A 21,835-nucleotide genomic window follows, 5' to 3' on the forward strand; every position below is an offset into this window, starting at 1 on the left:
GGAGGCCGAGATGCGCCGCAAGACCAGCCTGGTCCTGCTCGCCCTCGCCGTGTTCTTCGCGGCGCTGTCCCCGCTGCTGCGCTGGTACGCCTTCCCGCGCCTCGCCAAGATCCCCGCGAACCAGTACCAGGACATGGTCCTGGAGGCCAAGGACGCGACCCTCATCGACTACGACGACGGAATGAAGGAGAAGAAGGTCTCCAAGGTCACCATCGTGCAGACCCTCAAGGGCAACGTGGAGGCCTCGGAGAAGATCGAGAAGACGGCCGGGAAGGACGTCGTCGTCTGGGACGGGCTGTCCTACGTCGTCGGGCCCGACGGCAAGATGGTCTCCAAGATCCCCGAGCGCTACATCTTCGACGCCCACACCCAGGACCCCGTCCACGCCACCGGCGAGATGGTCGACGGCGACCCCGTGAAGCGTGCGGGCATCGAGTTCAAGTGGCCCTTCCTCACCGAGAAACGGGACTACGTCTACTTCGACGCCCAGGCCCGCACCTCGGCCCCCATCCACTACAAGGGCACCCGGAACTTCCGCGGCCTCGACGTCTACTACTTCGAGCAGACCATCCCCTGGACCAAGGTGCCCTTCCCGAAGACCATGCCGGTCCAGGGCATCACCCCCCAGTCCATCGCCAGGACCGGCACCACCCGCTGGTACACCACGGTCCGCAAGTTCTGGGTCGAACCCCTCACCGGGGCCCCCGTCTACGGCGAGGAACTCCACAAGGAGGAACTGCGCGGCGGCACCCTGCTCGGCGGCCGCGACAAGGTGACGGTCTTCGCCGGCGACGTGAAGATGCGCGAGGACTACATCCGGCACACCGTCGACCTGGTCAAGTCGAACCGCACCCTCGTCCTGCTCATGACCTCGTACCTGCCGTGGGGCTTCCTCATCCTGGGCGTCCTGTTGCTGGCGTCGTCGCTGTGGCTGGAAGCCCGCGGCCGCCGCCCGGCCCCCGCGACGGTCGACGAACCCGAACCGGTCAGCGCCTGAGCCGCGCGTTGGTGTACCGCGTCGGCTCGGCGCCCGCCGGGTCCTCGGGCCACGGATGCTTCGGGTACCGGCCGCGCAACTCCGCCCGGACGCCCTTGTAGCCGTCCTTCCAGAAGGACGCGAGATCGGCGGTGACGGCCGCGGGGCGCCCCGCGGGGGAGAGGAGATGGACGAGGAGGGGCACGCCGGCGATCCGAGGCGACTCCTGGAGCCCGAACATCTCCTGCAACTTCACCGCGAGGACCGGCTGTTCGGGGGTGGCGTAGTCGATCCGGACCCTGGACCCACTCGGTACGGCCATCCGCTCCGGCGCCAGCTCGTCGAGCCGCGTGGCCTCGCCCGAGGCCCAGGGGAGAAGCCTTCGCAGTGCCTGTCCGGCGTCGATGCGCGCCAGGTCGACCCGTCGGCGGGCACGGCTCAGCTCGGGCTCCAGCCATTCGTCCACGCGCGCGTGGAGCGCGTCCTCGCAGACGTCGGGCCACGGGTCGCCGAGGTGGTGGCGCAGGAACGCCAGCCGCTGGCGCAGGACGTCCGCGTCGGGCGTCCACCGCAGCAGCCGTAGCCCTTCCTGGCGGAGCCCTTCGAGAAGGGCCTCGCGTACGAGGACGGGGTCGGCGTCCTTGAGGGGCCGTACCGCGAGTTCGATCGCCCCGAGCCGCTCCACCCGGCGTGCCACGACGTCCCCGTCGGCCCAGTGCACCTCCTGGCGCTCGGAGTACAGGGACGCGGCCGCCGACCGGGCGGTGTCCTCGTCGATCACGGCGGCGAGCTGCACCCGCGCGTGCCCCTTTCCTACGGGCCGGTCCGCCACGGCCACGGCGATCCAGGGCGAGCCCCGCAGCGGGGAGCCGTCGGAGAGTTCGGCGCGGGTGCCGGAGGCCATGAGATAGGAGCCCGAGTCGGCTTTGGCGACCCGTTCGGGGAAGGCGAGCGCGGCGACGAGACCGTCGTTCCCCGCGGCCGGCTCGGTGAACTCCGCCGAGGCGGAGCGCAGCCGCCGCACCTCCGACCGCCACCGCCCCGCGTAGGCGTCACCGCCCCGGCGCGCGGTCCGCACGGCGGCCGCCAGGTCGTCGCCGTACTCCCGCGGCGGCTCCTCCGACAGCAGCGCGACCGCCTCGGCGCCCGCGCCGGAGGTGTCAAGGAGCGCCCGGCCCAGCCGGGGATGCAGACCCAGGCGGGTCAGCCGCGCGCCGCGCGCGGTCGCCCGGCCGTCCGCGTCCACCGCCCCCACGGCCGTCAGCACGTCCCGCGCGGCCGCCATCGCCCCGCCCGGCGGCGGATCCAGCAGGGCGAGGCCGGACGCGTCCGGATCGCCCCAGCAGGCCACCTGCAACGCGAACGCCGTCAGGTCGGCCACCTTGATCTCCGGCGACGGGAAACGCGGCAGCCGGACGTCCTCGGCCTCCGCCCAGCACCGGTACACCGCACCCGGCGCCTCCCGCCCGGCCCGCCCCGCCCGCTGCCGCCCGGCAGCCTGTGAGGCCCGCACGGTCGCGAGCGCGCTCAGCCCGCGCGCGTGGTCGACGCGCGGCTCCCGCGCGAGCCCCGAGTCGACGACCACCCGCACCCCCGGCACGGTCAGGGACGACTCGGCCACCGCGGTCGCGAGCACCACCCGCCGCCGCTCCCCGCCCGTCAGTACCGCGTCCTGCACGGCCGTCGGCGCCCGCCCGTGCACCTGGAGCACCTCCACGCCACCGAGACCGCCCAACTGCCCGGCCACGCGCGCGATCTCGCCCACGCCGGGCAGAAAGCACAGCACGTCCCCGTCCCGCTCGGACAGCGCCCGCCGTACGACCGACGCCACGTGCGCGAGCAGCGCGGGATCGACCCGCATGCCGTGCGGCGGGCGCACCGGACGCGCCGGCGGCGCCCACACGACCTCCACCGGATGCGAGACGCCCGCCGCCTCGACCACGGGCGCGTCGCCCAGCAACCGCGCCCACCCCTGCGCGTCGGTCGTCGCGGACGCGGCCACCAGGCGCAGCTCCGGCCGCAGTGTCTGCCGCACGTCCCACAGGAAGGCCGCCGTCGTGTCCGCGTCCAGATGCCGTTCGTGGCACTCGTCGAGCACCACCACGTCGACGCCCGTCAGCTCCTGGTCGCGCTGGAGCCGCTGGAGCAGCACACCCGTGGTGACAACCTCCACGCGCGCGTGCCGTCCGACCACCCGCTCGCCGCGCACGGTGTAGCCGACGCTCTCGCCGACCTGCTCGCCCAGCAGCCACGCCATCCGCCGGGCCGCCGCGCGGGCGGCGATACGGCGGGGTTCGGCGACGACAACCTTCCGCGCGGGTGCGCCGGAATCCAGCAGGCCCGCGAGCACCAGCGGGACGAGGGTCGTCTTGCCGGTGCCCGGCGGTGCCACCAGGACCGCCGTGCCGTGCCCGTCCAGGGCGTCGCCCAGCGCGGACAGGGCACTGCGTACGGGAAGGGCGTCCAGGGCGTCGTAACGGATCACGTCCCTAGTGTCGTACGGCCGCCCGACGGCCTCGCGTGTCAGTCCCGTTCACAGACGAAGATCGCGGTGCCCGGGATCAGGCTGCCGCGCAACGGGGACCAGCCGCCCCACTCCGAGGTGTTCCAGACCGGCCACTCCGGCTCCACCAGGTCGACCAGGCGGAAGCCGCCCGCGACCACGTCACGGACCCGGTCGCCGATCGTGCGGTGGTGCTCGACGTAGACCGCGCGGCCCTCCTCGTCCTGCTCGACGTAGGGCGTGCGGTCGAAGTAGGAGGCGGATACGGACAGGCCCTCGGGACCGGGCTCGTCGGGGAAGGCCCAGCGAATGGGGTGGGTGACGGAGAAGACGAAGCGGCCGCCCGGGCGCAGGACGCGGCGCACCTCCTTCAGGACCAGTACCGGCTCGGCGACGAACGGCAGCGCGCCGTACGCCGAGCACGCCAGGTCGAAGGAGCCGTCCGCGAAGGGCAGCGCGCCCGCGTCGGCGCACACCAGGGGGAAGGACGTACCGATGCGCAGGGCGTGCTGGAGCTGGCGGTGCGAGATGTCGAGGGCGACCGGGCGGGCGCCCTGCTCGGCCAGCCAGCGCGCGCACTGGGCGGCGCCGGCGCCGATCTCCAGGACGTCCTTGCCCTTGAGGTCCTCGGCCGGGCCCAGCAGCTCGGCCTCCACCTCGTCGAGGCCCTCGGGGCTCCACACGAAGCGGTCGTCGCCGAGGAACGTGCCGTGCTCGATCTGGTACTCGTCCGCGTTGCGGTCCCACCAGCCACGGTTGGCGCGGGCGCTCTCCGTGACGTCCGCGTCACGGCGGGTGGCCTGCGAGTCGGCGTCCGGCCCTGACTCCTGCGGGTGTGATGCGGGCTCTTGGATGATCGGCTCCCTCGTATTAGTCTGCGGGCTCTTCCGCCCAACCCGTCGCGACGGCCGTCATAAATGGGGCGCGGTCACGCGTGCGTGGCCTCGTGAGACTGGTTTTGTGCCGGGTATGCGGCGATCCGCCCCGGGTGTGCGCCTTCGCGCATTGACCCTGTCCGGCTGCCCCCGTATGCTACAAGTTGCGCTGCGGGCCTGCGCTCCTCAGACGTAGCAGGCTGCGCTCGCATCTGTTGTAGTCCCCTCGGTTGTCGAGGCGCCACCAGTGGTTTTGTGTGGCGCTTCCTTGGCTGTCCGGCTTCTTCAGAGCGAAACAGGCTCCCGGCGTAAGCAGTACCTACGACTCACTGTCCGTACCGGAGCCCTTTCCCACATGACGAGCAGCACCGAGACCACCTCTACCACTCCGCAGGTAGCGGTCAACGACATCGGTAACGAGGAAGCCTTCCTCGCCGCGATCGACGAGACGATCAAGTACTTCAACGACGGCGACATCGTCGACGGCGTCATCGTGAAGGTCGACCGGGACGAGGTCCTGCTCGACATCGGTTACAAGACCGAAGGCGTTATCCCGAGCCGCGAGCTCTCCATCAAGCACGACGTCGACCCCAACGAGGTCGTCGCCGTGGGCGATGAGATCGAGGCCCTTGTTCTCCAGAAGGAGGACAAGGAAGGCCGTCTGATCCTGTCCAAGAAGCGCGCTCAGTACGAGCGTGCCTGGGGCACGATCGAAAAGATCAAGGAAGAAGACGGCATCGTCACCGGTACCGTCATCGAGGTCGTCAAGGGTGGTCTCATCCTCGACATCGGCCTCCGTGGCTTCCTGCCGGCCTCCCTCGTCGAGATGCGCCGTGTTCGCGACCTCCAGCCTTACGTGGGCAAGGAGCTCGAGGCGAAGATCATCGAGCTGGACAAGAACCGCAACAACGTGGTCCTGTCCCGCCGCGCCTGGCTCGAGCAGACCCAGTCCGAGGTTCGCCAGACGTTCCTCACGACCCTCCAGAAGGGTCAGGTCCGCTCCGGTGTGGTCTCCTCGATCGTCAACTTCGGTGCCTTCGTGGACCTGGGTGGCGTCGACGGTCTGGTCCACGTCTCCGAGCTGTCCTGGAAGCACATCGACCACCCCTCCGAGGTTGTCGAGGTCGGCCAGGAAGTCACCGTCGAGGTCCTCGACGTCGACATGGACCGCGAGCGTGTCTCCCTGTCGCTGAAGGCGACCCAGGAAGACCCGTGGCAGCAGTTCGCCCGCACCCACCAGATCGGCCAGGTCGTGCCCGGCAAGGTCACGAAGCTGGTTCCGTTCGGTGCGTTCGTCCGCGTGGACGAGGGCATCGAGGGTCTGGTCCACATCTCCGAGCTGGCCGAGCGCCACGTGGAGATCCCGGAGCAGGTCGTCCAGGTCAACGACGAGATCTTCGTCAAGGTCATCGACATCGACCTCGAGCGCCGCCGCATCAGCCTCTCGCTGAAGCAGGCCAACGAGGCCTTCGGTTCCGACCCGGCCTCGGTCGAGTTCGACCCGACCCTGTACGGCATGGCCGCGTCGTACGACGACCAGGGCAACTACATCTACCCCGAGGGCTTCGACCCCGAGACCAACGACTGGCTCGAGGGTTACGAGTCCCAGCGTGAGGTGTGGGAGAACCAGTACGCCGAGGCGCAGACCCGCTTCGAGCAGCACCAGCAGCAGGTCATCAAGTCCCGCGAGGCCGACGCGGCTGCTGCCGCCGAGGGCGGGGACGCCGCGGGCGCTGCTCCGGCCGCGGGTGGCGGTGGCGGTGGCGGTTCGTACTCCTCCGAGGGTGCGGACACCTCCGGTGCGCTGGCTTCCGACGAGGCGCTCGCCGCGCTGCGTGAGAAGCTGGCGGGTGGGCAGAGCTGAACGCTGGCTCGCTGAGGCTTAGCAGCTGACTGAGGGGCCGTACCTTTCGAGGTACGGCCCCTTCAGTGCTGTCCGGGCTGGATTTTGGCTGACGGCCGGTGGGCTTGTCGCGCAGTTCCCCGCGCCCCTGAGGGGCGCGTTGTGCTCACCCCGTCATGAAGAGGGGCGTAAGAGATGGCCTGATCAAGCGCTCGGGTGGGAATGCCCCTGCTCCAGGGCGTGTTGAAGCGTATGAACACGAGGAGGAGCGGTCACTGTGCTTGATCCGCAGGGTTTGTACGCATGGGAGCCCAAGGGCCTCGCCGTTGTCGACATGGCTCTCGCCCAGGAGTCGGCCGGCCTGGTCATGCTCTACCACTTCGACGGATACATCGACGCGGGCGAGACCGGTGACCAGATCGTCGACCGGCTGCTCGACTCGTTGCCGAACCAGGTCGTGGCCCGTTTCGACCACGACCGGCTCGTGGACTACCGCGCCCGCCGTCCGCTGCTCACCTTCAAGCGCGACCGCTGGACGGAGTACGAGGAGCCCACGATCGACGTGCGGCTCGTCCAGGACGCCACCGGAGCGCCCTTCCTGCTGCTGTCCGGCCCGGAGCCGGACGTGGAGTGGGAGCGCTTCGCCGCCGCCGTCCAGCAGATCGTGGAACGGCTCGGCGTCCGGCTGTCCGTGAACTTCCACGGCATCCCCATGGGCGTTCCGCACACCCGACCCGTGGGCCTCACCCCGCACGGCAACCGCCACGACCTCGTCCCCGGCCACCGCAGCCCCTTCGAGGAGGCCCAGGTGCCCGGCAGCGCCGAGGCCCTGGTCGAGTACCGGCTCATGGAGGCCGGTCACGACGTCCTGGGCGTCGCGGCCCACGTCCCGCACTACATCGCGCGCTCGACCTACCCGGACGCCGCCCTGACCGTCCTGGAGGCCATCACGGCCGCCACCGGCATGGTCCTGCCCGGCATCGCCCACGCCCTGCGCACCGACGCCCACCGCACCCAGACCGAGATCGACCGCCAGATCCAGGAGGGCGACGAGGACCTCGTGGCCCTCGTCCAGGGTCTCGAGCACCAGTACGACGCGGCGGCCGGAGCGGAGACCAGGGGCAACATGCTCGCCGAGCCCGTGGAGATTCCGTCGGCGGACGAGATCGGGATGGAGTTCGAGCGCTTCCTGGCCGAACGGGAAGGCGAAAACTGACCCGCGAGGAGCGTCTAGGCTTCCGGTCATGCTGAACGTGGGCCTGACCGGCGGTATCGGCGCCGGCAAGAGCGAGGTGTCGAAGCTCCTCGTGGAGCACGGCGCCGTCCTGATCGACGCGGACCGCATCGCGCGCGAGGTCGTCGCGCCCGGTACGCCCGGACTGGCCGCGGTCGTGGACGCCTTCGGCGCGGACGTGCTCGCCGAGGACGGCAGCCTCGACCGCCCCAAGCTGGGCTCCGTCGTCTTCGCCGACCCGGAGCGGCTCGCCGTACTGAACTCGATCGTGCATCCCCTGGTGGGCGCCCGCTCCCGTGAGCTCGAAGCGGCCGCCGCCGAGGACGCCGTCGTCGTCCACGACGTCCCGCTCCTCACGGAGAACGGCCTCGCCCCGCTCTACGACCTCGTGATCGTCGTCGACGCGAGCCCCGAGACACAGCTTCACAGGCTCGTCGGGCTGCGCGGCATGACCGAGCAGGACGCACGCGCGCGCATGGCCGCCCAGGCGACGCGCGAGAAGCGTCTGGAGATCGCGGACATCGTGATCGACAACGATGTACCTCTGGATGAACTGCGCCACCGCGTGCGGGACGTATGGGGCGATCTCCTGCGGCGGGCGCGCGCGTCCCGGGCGTCCCAGGAATAGCGATCCCCGGTCCGGGCGTTGAACCCTTCCAGTGAGGGAAGGACTGAGCCGTGCCCGAGATCAGCGGATCGACCGGACGTACTCCGGAGACGCATGTCATCGACTACCGCGCGGCCGAGCAGTTGCTCTCCGCGCGGGACCCGCGGGGCGCGGTGAAGCTGCTCGACTCCGTCATCGCCGCCCACCCGGAGAACACCGCGGCCCGGCTGCTGCGCGCGCGGGCGTTCTTCGCCGCCGCGCAACTGCGGCCCGCCGAGCTGGAGTTCACCATCGTCCTGGAGCGCGAGCCGGACAACGCCTTCGCGCACTTCGCGCTCGCCCGCACCTATGAGCGGCAGGGACGGTCCGACCAGGCCAGGCGGCACTTCCGGCTGGCGGCCGCGCTGGATCCCAACCCGGAGTTCCTGAAGGCGGCCCGGTTCGACTCCTGAGCGGGCCGGCCCGCTACCTGAGGCGGTTCTCCGGCGGCCGGTACGGCGGGATGTCGGGGCCCGGCTGGTAGTGCGGGCCCTGACGGATGTGCCGGAGGATCATCGTCGTGTCGACGGTGATCACCAGCCAGAGCACCCCGCAGGCGATCGCCCACCCGGGGCGGCCCGCCAGCGCGAACGCGGCCGTGCCGAAGATCGCCCAGACCAGCCCCCACACGCTCAGCCAGAACCGCGCCCGCAGTGCACTGCGCGCTGTCGTGGGCTCACTGCCTGTACGCATCGGGATCACCAGCCCTCTCCTGCAACGTACTCTTCGGAACGAACGTTGACCAAAGGGCCGATGAAGGGGTCACCGCGTGCTTCCGGATGCCGACGAACTGGCCGAGGTGCTGGTGGAACTCGCCGTACCGCATGAGGACGTCAACGAACTCGTGCGGATGGGCCGGCGGGTCATGGACGACCCGGAGCTGCGGCGGTTCCTGGAACACTCCGTCGACGAACTCGTCCGGGACATGGGGAGGGCCGACGATCCGGTCGTCCTGCCCGAGCTCGACTGGCCCGCCGGCGCCCTCCAACGCTGCTTCCCCGTATACGTGTTCGTGGCGGCGCTGCCCCACACGCGCGCGTACCACCGCGAGCGCGGCATCCCGGCCGAGGTGTCCCGGCGCACCCTCGCCGACCTCGGGCGGAACATGGCCGTGCACCGCAGGCGGTACGGCAGGGCGGGCGTGCAGTCACCGCGCTGGCTGACCCGGCACTCGCGGGGCGAGCTGTACCAGCTGGGGCGACTCCAGTTCGAGCGGACGCGGTACGGGCCGTGGAACAGCCGGACCCTCGCGGCGGCCGGACTGGACCTCGCGCCCGGCACGCCCTGTCTGAGCCTGCACATCCCCGACTTCCTCGGCCCGCTGTCACCCGAGGCCTGTGACCGCTCGCTGGCCGTGGCCGCCGAGTTCTTCGCCCGGCACTTCGCGGAGGAGCCGTATCGTGCCGCGCTGTGTCATTCCTGGCTGCTGGACCCGCAGTTGAAGGAGTACCTGCCCGCGGACTCCAACATCGTCCGGTTCCAGGAGCGTTTCAGGACGGCCCCCGCGGACCCGGAGCCTGAGGACACCGAGCCGGTGCAGTTCGTGTTCGGGGACCCGGAGTTGTCGGTGGAGAGCCTGCCGCGACGGACGGCACTGGAGCGGGCCGTGGGCGATCACCTGCGGGCGGGCGGGCACTGGTACATCGGGCACGGCTGGTTTCCCCTGTAGGACGGCGATGAGTTCGGGGCGGGGCCGGGGTCTACCTCTCCGACAGCACCACGGACCGCTTCCCCCAGGAGACCCCGATGTCCGAGACCACCGTCCCCGTCACCCACGCCGCCGCCTCCGCCCCTGTCATCGCCGAGTCCACGACCCCCCGCGGCCGCCGGGCCCGGATCGCCCTGCGCACCCTGCAGGTCGTGCTCGCCCTCTTCTACGTGATCGCCAGCGCGCTCCCCAAGCTGATCGCGCACCCCTCGGCCGTCGAGGGCTTCGACAAGATGGGCTGGGGCAGCGCGGGGATGTACACCATCGGCGTCCTCGAACTGGCCGGTGGGATCGCCCTGTTGATCCCGGTGCTGCAGTCGGTGGCGGCCGTGGCGCTGAGCGGGCTGATGGTCGGCGCGTTCGTCGTGCAGCTCACCTACTTCGACGGGGAGAACGCGGCGACTCCGCTCATCCTGATCGTCCCGCTCGCCCTGATCGCCTGGGCCCGGCGGTGGCACAATGCGGACCTGCTGCGGCTGGTGCGACGACGGGCATGATGCGACGACCGGCATGAGGAGAACGGCCCACGGTCAGCGCGGCCTCGCCGCGCTGACCGTGGGTGTTTTCGGTGCCGGGTGCCGGGTGCCCGCTGTCGCTCGGGCGTTCGCTCAGCGCGAGCGCCCACTTCTGTCCGCGTTCCCGCCCCGGTCCGAGCGGCGGGTTCTTTCCGAACGGCGTGCCTGGTCGCCCGAGCCGCCCGCGCCCTCCGGGGCGTCGGGCCCGTCCGGGCTGCTGTCGGCTCCGGCCGGGCCGCCCGGTCCGGCGAAGCGGCCCCGGCGGTTGCCTTCCGTGAGGCCGCGCAGGCGTTCCAGTTCGCGGCGGTCGCGCTTGGTGGGGCGGCCCGCGCCGCGGTCGCGGATACCGGCGGGGGCGACGGCCGTGCGCGGCGGGGGCGGGGGAGAGTTGTCGACGTAGCACTGGACGGCCACGGGGGCGCCGACCCGCTTGCGGATCAGACGCCTGACGACGACGATCCGCTCCCGGCCCTCCTGGCGGACGCGCACCTCGTCGCCGACGCGCAGGGAGTGCGCGGGCTTCACCCGCTCGCCGTTCACATGAACATGCCCGCCCCGGCAGGCGGTGGCTCCCGCGGAACGGGTCTTGACCAGGCGTACGGACCAGATCCAGCTGTCGATCCGCACGGTCTCGCCGCTCTGCGGCCCGGCGGCCTCCGCGGCGGCGACGGCGGCGGCGATCTTCGGGTCCGGCTCCTCGGAGGCCACGGCACCGGGAGCCGTGGGGTCCATGCCGGCGGCCTTCGCGCCGGGAGCGTCGGCCGTCGTCGCGGCCCGGCCCGTCCCACCGGTCTCGTTGTCGTCCGTACGTTCCACAGCCATGGCTCCGACCTTAGTACTCGGGACCGCGCACCCCGGGTGGGTTTTCCGGGCGGCGGCCCGGCAGCACGGGCAGGCCACCGCCGCCCCCGGCCGCCACCACGGCGGCGGCCTGCCCGTACCGTGGACGGGTGGACGCCCTCGCCGATCTCGACCGCCGGATCTCGGGCTGCCGTGCCTGCCCACGGCTGGTCGACTGGCGGGAGGAAGTGGCCCGGACCAAGCGGGCCGCGTTCGCCGACTGGACGTACTGGGGACGGCCGGTGCCCGGCTTCGGTCCTGCGGACGCCCGGATGCTGATCGTCGGGCTCGCTCCGGCCGCGCACGGCGGGAACCGTACCGGGCGGATGTTCACCGGCGACCGTTCCGGGGACGTGCTGTACCAGGCGCTGTACGACATCGGGCTCGCCTCGCAGCCGACCGCGGTGACCGCCGACGACGGACTGGAGCTGCACGGCGTGCGGATCACCTCGCCCGTGCACTGCGCCCCGCCCGCCAACAAACCCACCCCCGGCGAGCGCGACACCTGCCGGCCCTGGCTGGTCCAGGAGCTGAACCTGCTGCGGCCCACGCTCCGTACCGTGGTCGTGCTCGGCGCCTTCGGCTGGCAGGCCGCGCTGCCCGCGTTCACGGCGGCCGGCTGGAGCGTGCCCCGGCCGCGACCCGCCTTCGGACACGGCGCGCGCGTCCCGCTCGACGGCCTCGAACTCTTCGGCTGCTTCCACGTCAGCCAGCGCAACACCTTCACCGGCAGGCTCACGCCCGAGATGCTGCGGGACGTACTGCGCACGGCGGCCGAGACGGCGGGTCTGCGGGGCCGTACCGGCGAAAACGGGACGACGAGGCCGTCGTACGACGGTTAGGGTCGCCGGATGCCTCTTTACCCGGAGATCGAACCGTACGACCAGGGCATGCTCGACGTCGGTGACGGCAACCTCGTGTACTGGGAGACCTGCGGGAACCCGGAGGGCAAGCCGGCGGTGGTGCTGCACGGCGGGCCGGGGTCAGGGTGCTCGCCGTGGGCGCGGCGGCTGTTCGACCCCGCCGCGTACCGGATCGTGCTCCTCGACCAGCGGGGCGCCGGGAGGTCGACGCCCCACGCGAGCGCGCACGACACCGACATGAGCGTCAACACGACCCCGCATCTCATCGCGGACCTGGAGCTGCTGCGGTGGCATCTGGGGATCGAGCGGTGGCTGGTGTGGGGCGTGTCGTTCGGGTCGGTGCTGGGGCTGCGGTACGCGCAGACGCATCCGGAGGCCGTGACGGAGATCGTGCTCACGGGGGTCGCGACCGGGTCCGACGCCGAAGTCGCCCTGCTCACCAGGGGGTTGGGGAAGATTTTCCCCGCGGCCTTCGAACGGTTCGTCGGCGAGTTGCCGGTCGCCGAGCGGGACGGGAACCTCGCCGCCGCGTACAACAGGTTGCTGGAGTCGCCCGACGCGGAGGTCCGTGAGCGGGCGGCGCGGGCCTGGACGGACTGGGAGACGGCGACCATTCCCGCCCCGCCCAGGTCGGTCGAGCGCTTCGAGGACCCGGTGTTCCGCGTGGGCTTCGCCCGTACCGTCACCCACTACTGGGGCAACGCACACTTCCTCGACGAGGACGGCGTCGTCCTGCGTGACGCGCCCCGGTTGAAGGGCATCCCCGGCACTCTCGTCCAGGGCAGCCTCGACTTCGGCAACCTCCTCGGCACCGTCTGGCGGCTCCATCACACCTGGCCCGGCAGCGAGTTGACGGTGATCGACGAGGCCGGGCACGGCCCCGGGGCCCCCGGATCGGTCGAGGCGCTGGTGCGGGCGACGGACCAGTACGCCCGCGGCCGGACCCGTTAGACCATCTCGCCCGTCTCCCCGAACAACTGCCGTACCGTCGACTCGTAGTTGGTCCGCACGTGCGCGAGGGCGTGCGCGCGGGCCCGGTCCGGGTCGCCCGAGGCGATCGCCTCGTACAAGTCGCGGTGCTCGACCAGGAGTTGGGGCCACTCCTCGTTGCGCCGGGTCATCCAGCGCAGCCGTCCCGCAACGGGTTCCAGGGCCTCGACCAGCAGACTGTTGCGGGCCATCGCCACGATGCTGTCGTGCAGACGGCTGTTGACGTCCGTGATGGTCTCCGCGTCGCCCGCCTCGGTCGCGGTCGCCGCGAGGCCGAGGAGCCGCTCCACCTCGGCGAGATCCTCCGGGGTCGCCCGGGCCGCGGCGAGGCCCGCGGCGTACACCTCCAACGCCTCGCGCAGCTCGAAGAGTTCCTTGACGTCGTTCGGGGTCAGCCGCCGTACGACCGTGCGGCGGGGTGTCTCGAAGTGCACGAAGCCCTCGGCGACCAGTGCGCGGATCGCCTCGCGGACCGGCACCCGGGAGACCCCGAAGCGCTCGGCGAGCTCCCGCTCGACCAGTCGGTCGCCCGGCCGCAGTCCGCCCGCGATGATCTCCTGCCGCAGGGTGGCCAGGACGCGTTCGCGGACGGCGCCGAGGGGCTCGGTGTTCGTCGTGGAGCTCATGGAGCCATCTTCTCCGACGCCTGAGCCGTCGTTGACGACGGAGCTGTTTTACGGAGCCTTGCTGTTTTACGGACCCTTAACAAACGCGACATCGGCCGGGACTCTTGACGGCGGGACCATGACGGCAGTTTGGTATACCAAAACCGGATGCCAGGCGGCCGCCATCCTCCTGTCCCCGTCCTTGGAGGCCCTGTGTCCCTCGCCGACCGTGCCGAAGTCACCGGCACACCAGCGTTCGTCCCCGATCCCCGGCTCACCAACGAAGACCTCGCCCCCGCGGGCAAGCGCAACTGGAAGGTCTTCGACCTTTTCGCCATGTGGATGTCGGACGTCCACAACCTGGGCAACTACACCTTCGCGGCCGGTCTGCTGGTCCTCGGCATGAACGTGTGGCAGGTCTTCACGTCCCTGCTCGTCGGCTTCGTGCTCATCTACGTCGGCATGAACTGGATGGGGAAGATCGGCCAGCGCCACGGCGTGCCGTTCCCCGTGGTCAGCCGCATCAGCTTCGGTGTGTGGGGAGCCAACATCCCCGCCCTGATCCGGGCTGTGATCGCCATCATGTGGTACGGCATCCAGACCTACCTGGCCTCCGTCGCGGTCAACGTGATGCTGCTGGCCGCCTGGCCCGGCCTGGAGTCCTGGACGCACAGCTCCTTCCTCGGCCTCGACGCGCTCGGCTGGGTCTCCTTCCTGTCGCTGTGGCTGGTCCAGGCGCTGATCATCAGCCAGGGCATGGAGTCGGTCCGGAAGTTCCAGGACTTCTGCGGACCGGCGATCTGGCTCGTCATGATCGCGCTGGCGGTCTGGGTGCTGGCCAAGGCCGGCTGGAGCATCTCGCTCACCAGCACCCCGCACCCGGTCTCGGTCGGTGAGCAGTGGCGGCAGTGGTTCGGCGCGATCGGCCTGATCCTCGCCACCTACGGCACGCTGATGCTCAACTTCTGCGACTTCTCCCGCTTCGCACCGGACTACAAGACCGTCCGCCGCGGCAACTTCTGGGGCCTGCCCATCAACTCCACGGCCTTCGTGGTCGTCTCCGTGATCGTCACCGCGGGCTCGCTGGAGGTCTGGGGCCAGGCCATCACCGACCCGGCCGAACTGGTCGCCAAGGTCGGCAACACCTGGGTGATGGTGCTGGGCGCGCTCACCTTCGCCGTCGCCACCATGGGCGTCAACATCGTCGCCAACTTCGTCTCACCGGCGTACGACCTCGCCAACGTCTGGCCGCAGAAGATCACCTTCAGGGTCGGCGGCATGATCAGCACGGTCGCCGCGCTGCTCGTGACCCCGTGGAACCTCTTCTCCAACCCCACCGTCGTCAACTACTTCCTCGGCGGCCTCGGCGCCTTCCTCGGCCCGCTGTTCGGCGTGATCATGCTGGACTACTACTGGGTCAAGAAGGGCCGCGTGGACATCGACGAACTGTTCAAGGCCGAGCCCGGCTCCCGCTACTACTACCGCAAGGGCGTCAACCCGAAGGCGCTGTGGGCGTTCCTTCCCGCGGCCGCCGTCGCCGGGGTCCTCGCCCTGGTGAAGACGTTCAGCGACGTGGCCCCGTACTCCTGGTTCATCGGCACGGCCCTCGCGGCCGGGCTGTACGCCCTGCTGTGCCGGAGCGAGCGCGCGGCTCCCGAAATCCCCGAGGCCGTGGAGGTCTGATACACGTGCGGATCGTCGTCACCAACTGCAACACCACGCAGGAGATGACCGAGGAGATCGTACGAGGTGCCCGGGCCGCGGCAGGCCCGGGCACCACCGTGCTCGGGCTCACTCCCGCCTGGGGTCCCGAGTCCGCGGAGGGCTGGCTCGACAGCTACCTCTCCGCGGCGGCGGTCATCGACCTGCTGCGCACGTACGAGGGTCCTTCCTACGACGCCGTCGTCATGGCCGGCTTCGGCGAGCACGGGCGGGAGGGTGTCCGGGAGTTGGTGGACGTACCGGTCGTCGACATCACCGAGGCCGCCGCCCATCTGGCCTGTCTGCTCGGTCGGCGCTACGGCGTGGTGACCACGCTGGAGCGGTCCTGCGGGCAGATCGAGGACAGCCTGGAGCTTGCGGGGGTGGGGCGCAACTGTGCCGCCGTCGTCGGGACCGGACTGGGCGTTCTCGACCTGGGGGACGCCGACCGCACGGAGGCCGCCTTCCTCGCGGCGGCCGAGCGGGTACGGGAGGCCGGCGCAGAGGTGCTGGTGCTGGGGTGCGCCGGGATGACCGGACTTCAGCGCACGGTGGGGGAGAAGCTGGGGCTCCCGGTGGTCGACGGGGTGGGCGCTGCGGTGAAGCTGGCGGAGTCGCTGGTGGGGCTGGGGCTGAGCACCAGCCGGGCGGGCGGGTACGCCAAGCCGGTGCCGAAGAGGCGGGCGTGGGGGCCGCGGTCGGACTGACCGGGTGCTCAGGGCCGCCAGACGTACCGCACGTCCGGCTCCCGCTCCTCGTTGCCGCCGCCGTCGGTGCGTTCGGCCTCGACGAAGCCGTGGCGTGCGTAGAAGCGGTGGGCCGGCTTGTTGACCTGGAAGGTCCACAGGCTCAGCCCCTGCGGAGACCGTTCCTTGGCGAGCGCGACGAACCGGTCGCCGATGCCGCGTCCCCGCCAGTCGGGATCGAGATACAGCTGGGACAGCAGATCACCGGCGAGCACCATGAGGCCCACGACCTGTTCCTCCGCGACAGCCACCCACGTCTCCCGCGAGGGCACCACGACGTCCCGGAGGTAGGCGCGCACCTCGTCGTCGGACCGTGGCCGCACCACCGTCGGCAACGCGGCGGCGAAGGAGCGCAGATAGACGTCGGCCGTGGCGGAGGCGTCGGAGGCCGTGGCCCGGCGGATGACGACCAGGCTCACCGCAAGGCCCTCTCCGGTACGACGGCCGTGGCCGTGATCTCCACCAGCTGGCCCGTGTATCCGAGGCAGGCGACCCCGATCAGCGTCGACGAGTGCGGGCCGGCGCTCAGTCCGGACGCCTCGACGACCTCCCACACGGCGGACAGCACCGCGGGCTCGCTGCTCACGACATGCACATCGGTCGCCAGCACGTGCTCCAAGTCGCTGCCCACCGCGTGCAGTTGCTCCCGCAGGTTCGCGATCACCTGCTCGGCCTGCCGCGCGGGGTCCCCTTCCCCCACGAGGTTCCCCTCGGCGTCCAGCGGAACGGACCCGGCGAGGAACGCGAGCTTGGTGCCGGCCTCGACGACGGAGGCGTGGGAGTAGGTCGGCGGCGGGAAGAGGGCCGGGGCGGTGACGCGCTCGATCACGTGGACTCCTGTGGCGGACGGCGGACGGCGGACGGCGGACAACCTTTCGATCATCGGGGGCCGGAGGTCGGGACCGCACCTGAATTACCGCCAGTCAGCTGTGCCCGGGCAGTCGCCGGCCGCGTAATTCCGTGGAGGGGACGGCCCCGGTCTCCGTACGCTGCGCCCATGTCCCCCACCCTCCCCGACGCCGGCTTCCTGGACGCCACCGCGGACCGACTCGCCGCCCTCCCCACCGTCCGGGCCGTGGCACTCGGCGGCTCCCGTGCCCAGGGCACCGCACGACCGGACAGCGACTGGGACCTGGCGGTCTACTACCGCGGCGACTTCGCCCCCGCCGACCTCCGCGCGATCGGCTGGGCGGGCGAGGTCTCCGAGATCGGCGGCTGGGGCGGAGGTGTCTTCAACGGGGGAGCTTGGCTGACGATCGACGGGCGGCGGGTCGACGTCCACTACCGGGATCTCGACGTGGTGGAACGGGAGTCGGCCGAGGCGGAGGAAGGACGCTTCCGGGTGGAGCCCCTGCTCTTCCACCTGGCCGGCATCCCCACCTACCTGATCGTGGCCGAACTCGCCGTCAACCAGGTCCTCAGGGGCGACCTGCCCCGCCCGGCGGCGTACCCGGCGAAGCTCCGCACTTCCGCCGCCGCCCGTTGGCGGGACACCGCCCACCTCACCCTCGCCTACACCGAGGCCAACCACGCCCCGGCCGGCCGCCTCACCGAGACGGCCGGCGGCCTCGCCACGGCCGCCGTGCAGATGGGGCACTCGGTGCTGGCGGCGCGAGGGGAGTGGGTGACCAACGAGAAGCGGTTGTTGGAGCGGGCCGGACTGCGGGACGTCGACCGGATCGTCGAGTCCTTGACGGCCGCACCCGGGTCGGCCCTCCGCGCGGCTGCGGAGGTGCGGGAGCTGTTCGACAGCGCGGGCTGAGCGGCCGCAGGACCGCCGCCGTCCCGCCTTCCCGGGTTGCGTTCATAAAGAACGTGGCTTTTGCATGCATCGTCACACGTGGGTAACACAAGCGTCCCGGACCCTCCAAGAACGCGCTCTACCGTGGAGAACACAGCCCACCGCCCGGCCACCGTCGCCCGAAGGCACACCCCCGCCTCGTCCAGACGACAGGAGCCCCGTGTCACTCGCCCCACCGCCCTGGCTCGCTCATGCTCTCCGTGCTCAGCGGGGGCCGATTCCCTGGAGCGCGGTCGTGCGGGGGGCCCTGTCCGCCGGCCCTCTTCTGCTGGCCGCGGTGCTCGCCGGCCGCACCTCCCTCGGTGTCGTCGCCGCCATCGCCGCCATGCTGGCCGGGATCAACGACCGGCCCGGGAGCCGGCGGGTCTCGGTGAAGAGGATCGGGGTGCCCGCGCTCGCGGGCGCGGTCGGGATGGTCGTCGGGACGTACGCGGGGGAGTACATGGGGGCCGTGGCTCTCACCGTTCTGCTCACCCTCGTCGGGCTCGTCGCCGGCGGTGTCAGCGCCGTCGGGCCCGTCGCCTCCGGGGCCGGTACGCAGTTGCTCGTCGCGTCGGCGATCGGGGGCGGGCATGCCGCTGCCGGAGGAGGGGTGGCTGCGGGCCGTCGCCTTTCTCGGCGGGGGCTGCTGGCTGCTCGCGCTGCGGCTCGCGCTGCCCACGCCCGGCGCCCTCGCCGGGGACTTCCGGTTCGACGGCGAGCGGGAGGCGGTCGCCGCGGTGTACGAGGCCGTCGCCGACCTGCTCGACGCCGCGGGCACCGAGCACGCCACCGCCCGCCGCGTCGCGCTCACCGCCGCTCTCGATCACGCACAGGACGCGCTCACCGGGCCCCGGCTGCGGCGGTACGCCGGCTCGGCCGCCGAGCGGCGACTGCACGCGCAGTACGCGGCCGCGCTGCCGCTCGCCGAGGCGGCCACCGCGCTCGCCTGGGCGGAGGAAGCGGTGCCCGGACGGGCCTCCGCCGGGCCCCGGCGGCTCGCCGCCGCCGTACGGGACAACACGCACACCGGGCCGTTGCCCGCGCCCAACCGGTCCGGGCCCGCGCTGCGGGCACTCGACGACGCCCTGCTGCGGGCCGCCGAGGCGTTCGACCGCGGGCGGGGCGAGAACCTGCACACGCGCCGGCTCACCGCCCGGGACCTGCTGCGGTCCGTCTTCGGGGCCGGCGGGCGGGAGTACGGGCTGCGGGTCGCCCTGTGCTTCGGGGCCAGCGCCGGCGTGGCACAAGCCCTCCACCACTCCCACTGGTACGGGGAGCACGCGCACTGGTACTGGCTGCCCGCCACCGCCGTCTTCCTCGTCAAGCCCGACCTCGGACCGCTCGCCTCCCGGGTGCTGTGCCGGGCCGCCGGGACCGTCCTGGGCGCGCTGGTCTTCGCCGGTTTCGCACTCGTGCTGCCGCGGCCCGAAGGGCTCATCGCGCTCGTCGCCGTCAGCGGGGCCCTCATTCCGGTGGCCACCCGGCACTTCGCCGCGCAGACCGCGGTCGTCACGGTCCTCGTGCTGGCGCTCGTGATGGTCGGCGGCGAGCCCCAGGCCTCCGTCGGCCGCATCACCGAGACCCTGCTCGCCTGCGCCATCGTGCTGATCGTCGGGCATCTGCCGATGCCGGGGCAGCGGGGCGGGGGAGTGCGGTCCCGGCTGGCGGCGGCGGGCAGGGCGGCGCAGGAGTACCTCGCGCATGTGCTGCGGGAGACCGAGCGGCCTCTTCCACGGGAGACACCGCTGCCGGTTCCACGGGAGGCACCGCGGCCCGTCCCACGAGGCGCCGAGTCCGCCGTACGGGACATCCGCACCGAGGGCACGTCCACGGAGGACACCCGCGCCCTGCGCTGGACCCTGCGCCGCGAGGCCTACCGCGCGCTCGCCGAGGCACGTACCGCCATCGCCCACGCCGCCGCCGAACTCCCCGCGCTGGCCCGGCACTCGGAGGGTGCCGACGAGATCGTCGCCGTGCTCGAACGGATCGTCGACACGACCACCGCGTGCGCCGTCCACGTCGACGACTCCGGGCGGCTCACCCCCGAACAGGTCCACCGGCTCACCGAACTCCTCGACGAACTCGGCCGACTCGACGAGGGGCGGGGGCGGGTGGAGATCCGGCTGCCCGAAGTGAACCTCGCCGGTTAGGAGTCACACCCGCACCCACACCGGGGCGTGGTCCGACCCGGGTGTTCCCACCCGCTTGACCGGATCCGTCGCCTGGCCCACCACCACGCCCGTCCGCGCCCTGCGCGACCTCGGCATCCCCGTCGGACTCGCCACGGACGGGGCCGCCTCCAACAACTCCCTCGACGTATGGGGGTCGATGGCACTCACCGCGCTGATCCAGAAGTCCACCACCGGCGACCCGCGCTGGCTGACGTCCCGTCAGGCCCTGCACCACGCAAGCCTCCAGAGCGCCCGCGCGGTCGGACTCCGGGACACCGTCGGCAGCATCGCGCCCGGCCGCCGCGCCGACATCATCCTGGTCGACCTCACAGGGCCGCACACCCAGCCCGTCCACGACCTCGCCGCCACCCTCGTCCACAGCGCCCGCTCCTCCGACGTCCGCACGACGATCGTCGACGGCCGCGTGCTGATGCGGGACCGTGAGCTGCTGACCCTCGATGTGGGCGCGGTCGTAAGGGAGTTGGGGGAGCGGATGCCGGCGCTGCTGGACCGGAGTCACGGTCGGCGGATCCAGGACTACAACACCTGAAATCCGTTCGCGAAGAAGCACTTCGACGCCAACCGCCGGTGACCGAGTCGGGCAGCCCGTGATCTCCGCGCCGCTAGGCTGACGCGCATGGACCCAGCAGACGGCCTCCTCGATCACCCCTACGACGTGTACCGGCGTCTGCGCGACACCGCGCCGGTGCACCGGATCGCCGGGCCCGACGGGACGCCGGCCTGGATCGTCACGCGGTACGACGACGTGCGGGCGGCTCTCGCCGATCCACGGCTGTCGCTGGACAAGAGGCGCGCCACGGCGGGGACGTACAAGGGCTTCTCGCTGCCGCCCGCTCTCGACGCCAACCTGCTCAACATGGATCCGCCCGACCACACCCGGATCCGGCGACTGGTCGGACGGGCCTTCACCCCGCGTCGGATCGAGCGGTTGCGGGGGCCGATCCGGAACACCGCCGACCGGCTCCTCGACGCGCTCGGCGACCACGGCACGACCGACCTCATCGCCTCCTACGCAGCGCCCCTCCCGATCACGGTCATCTGCGACCTGCTCGGCATCCCGGACGAGCACCGGCTCGACTTCCGGGTGTGGACCGACACCCTCGTCGCGCCGGACCCCGCGGCAGGACCCGGAGCCGCCAAGGAAGCGGTCGTGGCGATGCTCCGCTACTTCACCAGGCTGCTCGCCGACAAGCGCCGGGACCCCGCCGACGACCTGCTCAGCGACCTGATCGCCGTCCGCGACGAGGGCGACCGGCTCAGCGAGGACGAGCTGATGTCACTGGCCTTCCTCATCCTCTTCGCCGGGTACGAGAACACCGTGCAGCTGATCGGGAACGCGGCCCTGGCCCTGTTCCAGCACCCCGGACAGCTCACCGCCCTCCGCAAGGACCCCTCTCTGCTGCCGGCGGCCGTCGAGGAGTTCCTTCGCTACGAGGGCCCCGCCCTGCTGGCCATCCGCCGCTTCCCCGTCGAGGACGTCACCCTCGGCGGGGTCACGATTCCGGCGGGCGAGACGGTCTGGGTCTCCCCGTCCGCCGCCAACCGCGACCCCGACCGCTTTCCCGACCCCGACCGCCTCGACCTGGACCGCCCCGACGCCTCCGGCCACCTCTCCCTCGGCCACGGCATCCACTACTGCCTGGGCGCCCCGCTGGCCCGCGCCGAGACCGAGATCGCCCTGGCCGCGCTGCTGGAACGCTTCCCGGACCTCGCCCTCGCCGACCCCGCCCCGAGGTGGCGCGCCTCCCTGCGCGCCCGCGGACTGCTCGCGCTGCGGGTGTCGTACGGAAGGAATCTCCCGCACCACCGATGAGT

General features: G+C 71.7%; 22 protein-coding genes and 1 pseudogene. 15 read left to right on the forward strand and 8 right to left on the reverse strand.

Annotation, left to right across the window (positions count from 1 at the left end; all coding sequences use genetic code 11):
- Positions 1–10 precede the first annotated feature (10 nt).
- Complete coding sequence (locus tag RKD20_RS33120) at positions 11–997, forward strand: DUF3068 domain-containing protein (RefSeq protein WP_424880910.1); 987 nt, start codon at positions 11–13, stop codon at positions 995–997.
- On the opposite strand, the gene hrpB is transcribed toward RKD20_RS33120, so the two are convergent.
- Complete coding sequence (hrpB, locus tag RKD20_RS33125; RefSeq protein ID WP_424880911.1) at positions 987–3,461, reverse strand: ATP-dependent helicase HrpB; 2,475 nt, start codon at positions 3,459–3,461, stop codon at positions 987–989. The two genes, RKD20_RS33120 and hrpB, sit on opposite strands and share 11 nt — an antisense overlap.
- 38 nt (positions 3,462–3,499) lie before the next feature.
- Positions 3,500–4,336, reverse strand: coding sequence for a class I SAM-dependent methyltransferase (locus tag RKD20_RS33130; RefSeq protein WP_424883380.1), 837 nt, complete (start codon positions 4,334–4,336; stop codon positions 3,500–3,502).
- Positions 4,337–4,709: 373 nt separating this feature from the next.
- Between RKD20_RS33130 and rpsA the strand changes: the two genes are divergently transcribed.
- From rpsA to RKD20_RS33150, 4 genes are all read left to right on the forward strand, one after another.
- The gene (gene rpsA, locus RKD20_RS33135; RefSeq protein WP_020120009.1) at positions 4,710–6,218 is read left to right on the forward strand and encodes a 30S ribosomal protein S1; all 1,509 of its coding nucleotides are present in this window, start codon (positions 4,710–4,712) and stop codon (positions 6,216–6,218) included.
- 256 nt (positions 6,219–6,474) lie between these two features.
- A complete protein-coding gene (locus RKD20_RS33140; RefSeq protein WP_424880912.1) occupies positions 6,475–7,413 on the forward strand; it encodes a PAC2 family protein in 939 nt (312 codons plus the stop codon).
- 28 nt (positions 7,414–7,441) lie between these two features.
- Complete coding sequence (gene coaE / locus RKD20_RS33145) at positions 7,442–8,059, forward strand: dephospho-CoA kinase (RefSeq protein ID WP_424880913.1); 618 nt, start codon at positions 7,442–7,444, stop codon at positions 8,057–8,059.
- Between the two features lie 50 nt (positions 8,060–8,109).
- Positions 8,110–8,490 (forward strand): tetratricopeptide repeat protein, encoded by a 381-nt coding sequence (locus tag RKD20_RS33150; RefSeq protein WP_007381308.1) that lies wholly within the window; start codon positions 8,110–8,112, stop codon positions 8,488–8,490.
- Between the two features lie 13 nt (positions 8,491–8,503).
- Here RKD20_RS33150 and RKD20_RS33155 read toward each other — a convergent pair whose 3' ends face one another.
- Positions 8,504–8,770, reverse strand: coding sequence for a DUF6343 family protein (locus RKD20_RS33155; RefSeq protein WP_424880914.1), 267 nt, complete (start codon positions 8,768–8,770; stop codon positions 8,504–8,506).
- 76 nt (positions 8,771–8,846) lie between these two features.
- On the opposite strand from RKD20_RS33155, the gene RKD20_RS33160 reads away from it, so the two are divergent.
- Positions 8,847–9,746, forward strand: a complete 900-nt coding sequence (locus RKD20_RS33160; protein WP_424880915.1) for an acyltransferase domain-containing protein — start codon at positions 8,847–8,849, stop codon at positions 9,744–9,746.
- A gap of 77 nt (positions 9,747–9,823) precedes the next feature.
- Complete coding sequence (locus tag RKD20_RS33165; protein WP_424880916.1) at positions 9,824–10,282, forward strand: DoxX family protein; 459 nt, start codon at positions 9,824–9,826, stop codon at positions 10,280–10,282.
- Between the two features lie 111 nt (positions 10,283–10,393).
- Here RKD20_RS33165 and RKD20_RS33170 read toward each other — a convergent pair whose 3' ends face one another.
- The gene (locus RKD20_RS33170) at positions 10,394–11,122 is read right to left on the reverse strand and encodes an RNA-binding S4 domain-containing protein (RefSeq protein WP_424880917.1); all 729 of its coding nucleotides are present in this window, start codon (positions 11,120–11,122) and stop codon (positions 10,394–10,396) included.
- A 128-nt stretch (positions 11,123–11,250) separates the two neighbouring features.
- Here RKD20_RS33170 and RKD20_RS33175 point away from each other — a divergent pair, with 128 nt between their 5' ends.
- Both RKD20_RS33175 and pip read left to right on the forward strand, forming a co-directional pair.
- Entirely contained in the window at positions 11,251–11,982 is a 732-nt protein-coding gene (locus RKD20_RS33175) for a uracil-DNA glycosylase (protein ID WP_424880918.1), read from the forward strand.
- A gap of 9 nt (positions 11,983–11,991) precedes the next feature.
- Positions 11,992–12,954 (forward strand): prolyl aminopeptidase, encoded by a 963-nt coding sequence (gene pip, locus RKD20_RS33180; protein ID WP_424880919.1) that lies wholly within the window; start codon positions 11,992–11,994, stop codon positions 12,952–12,954.
- On the opposite strand, the gene RKD20_RS33185 is transcribed toward pip, so the two are convergent.
- Positions 12,951–13,619 carry a GntR family transcriptional regulator gene (locus RKD20_RS33185; RefSeq protein WP_424880920.1) on the reverse strand — a complete coding sequence of 223 codons (669 nt, stop codon included), beginning with the start codon at positions 13,617–13,619 and terminating at the stop codon, positions 12,951–12,953. The genes pip and RKD20_RS33185 overlap by 4 nt on opposite strands.
- 192 nt (positions 13,620–13,811) lie before the next feature.
- On the opposite strand from RKD20_RS33185, the gene RKD20_RS33190 reads away from it, so the two are divergent.
- Positions 13,812–15,281, forward strand: a complete 1,470-nt coding sequence (locus RKD20_RS33190; RefSeq protein WP_424880921.1) for an NCS1 family nucleobase:cation symporter-1 — start codon at positions 13,812–13,814, stop codon at positions 15,279–15,281.
- A gap of 5 nt (positions 15,282–15,286) precedes the next feature.
- Positions 15,287–16,006, forward strand: coding sequence for an aspartate/glutamate racemase family protein (locus RKD20_RS33195; protein ID WP_424880922.1), 720 nt, complete (start codon positions 15,287–15,289; stop codon positions 16,004–16,006).
- Between the two features lie 8 nt (positions 16,007–16,014).
- On the opposite strand, the gene RKD20_RS33200 is transcribed toward RKD20_RS33195, so the two are convergent.
- Positions 16,015–16,464 carry an N-acetyltransferase family protein gene (locus tag RKD20_RS33200; RefSeq protein WP_424880923.1) on the reverse strand — a complete coding sequence of 150 codons (450 nt, stop codon included), beginning with the start codon at positions 16,462–16,464 and terminating at the stop codon, positions 16,015–16,017.
- Positions 16,461–16,874 carry a RidA family protein gene (locus RKD20_RS33205; protein WP_424880924.1) on the reverse strand — a complete coding sequence of 138 codons (414 nt, stop codon included), beginning with the start codon at positions 16,872–16,874 and terminating at the stop codon, positions 16,461–16,463. Before RKD20_RS33205 ends, RKD20_RS33200 begins: the two co-directional genes overlap by 4 nt.
- A 168-nt stretch (positions 16,875–17,042) precedes the next feature.
- On the opposite strand from RKD20_RS33205, the gene RKD20_RS33210 reads away from it, so the two are divergent.
- A complete protein-coding gene (locus RKD20_RS33210; RefSeq protein ID WP_424880925.1) occupies positions 17,043–17,807 on the forward strand; it encodes a nucleotidyltransferase family protein in 765 nt (254 codons plus the stop codon).
- A gap of 243 nt (positions 17,808–18,050) precedes the next feature.
- Here the strand turns inward: RKD20_RS33210 and RKD20_RS33215 are convergent, their stop codons facing one another.
- On the reverse strand, positions 18,051–18,308 hold the full coding sequence (locus tag RKD20_RS33215; protein ID WP_424880926.1) for a hypothetical protein: 258 nt from the start codon (positions 18,306–18,308) through the stop codon (positions 18,051–18,053).
- Between the two features lie 110 nt (positions 18,309–18,418).
- Between RKD20_RS33215 and RKD20_RS33220 the strand changes: the two genes are divergently transcribed.
- The 3 genes and pseudogenes from RKD20_RS33220 (at position 18,419) to RKD20_RS33230 (ending at position 21,833) form a co-directional block, all read left to right on the forward strand.
- A complete protein-coding gene (locus tag RKD20_RS33220) occupies positions 18,419–19,978 on the forward strand; it encodes an FUSC family protein (RefSeq protein WP_424880927.1) in 1,560 nt (519 codons plus the stop codon).
- Between the two features lie 70 nt (positions 19,979–20,048).
- Positions 20,049–20,549: pseudogene (locus RKD20_RS33225) on the forward strand (amidohydrolase family protein); the annotation flags it as partial.
- A gap of 87 nt (positions 20,550–20,636) precedes the next feature.
- Positions 20,637–21,833, forward strand: a complete 1,197-nt coding sequence (locus RKD20_RS33230) for a cytochrome P450 family protein (RefSeq protein WP_424880928.1) — start codon at positions 20,637–20,639, stop codon at positions 21,831–21,833.
- Positions 21,834–21,835: the final 2 nt, after the last annotated feature.

It is taken from the genome of Streptomyces sp. SLBN-8D4 (assembly GCF_049739545.1).
In the GTDB taxonomy this organism is placed as follows: Bacteria; Actinomycetota; Actinomycetes; order Streptomycetales; family Streptomycetaceae; genus Streptomyces; species Streptomyces canus_C.

Excerpts from the sequence above, each read along its gene's own strand:
- RKD20_RS33185 (WP_424880920.1), bottom strand. The coding sequence starts at position 13,619 with ATGAGCTCCACGACGAACACCGAGCCCCTCGGCGCCGTCCGCGAACGC.
- RKD20_RS33220 (WP_424880927.1), top strand. The coding sequence starts at position 18,419 with ATGCCGCTGCCGGAGGAGGGGTGGCTGCGGGCCGTCGCCTTTCTCGGC.
- RKD20_RS33155 (WP_424880914.1), bottom strand. The coding sequence starts at position 8,770 with ATGCGTACAGGCAGTGAGCCCACGACAGCGCGCAGTGCACTGCGGGCG.
- RKD20_RS33210 (WP_424880925.1), top strand. The coding sequence starts at position 17,043 with ATGTCCCCCACCCTCCCCGACGCCGGCTTCCTGGACGCCACCGCGGAC.
- pip (WP_424880919.1), top strand. The coding sequence starts at position 11,992 with ATGCCTCTTTACCCGGAGATCGAACCGTACGACCAGGGCATGCTCGAC.
- rpsA (WP_020120009.1), top strand. The coding sequence starts at position 4,710 with ATGACGAGCAGCACCGAGACCACCTCTACCACTCCGCAGGTAGCGGTC.
- coaE (WP_424880913.1), top strand. The coding sequence starts at position 7,442 with ATGCTGAACGTGGGCCTGACCGGCGGTATCGGCGCCGGCAAGAGCGAG.
- RKD20_RS33230 (WP_424880928.1), top strand. The coding sequence starts at position 20,637 with ATGGACCCAGCAGACGGCCTCCTCGATCACCCCTACGACGTGTACCGG.
- RKD20_RS33120 (WP_424880910.1), top strand. The coding sequence starts at position 11 with ATGCGCCGCAAGACCAGCCTGGTCCTGCTCGCCCTCGCCGTGTTCTTC.
- RKD20_RS33165 (WP_424880916.1), top strand. The coding sequence starts at position 9,824 with ATGTCCGAGACCACCGTCCCCGTCACCCACGCCGCCGCCTCCGCCCCT.
- RKD20_RS33170 (WP_424880917.1), bottom strand. The coding sequence starts at position 11,122 with ATGGCTGTGGAACGTACGGACGACAACGAGACCGGTGGGACGGGCCGG.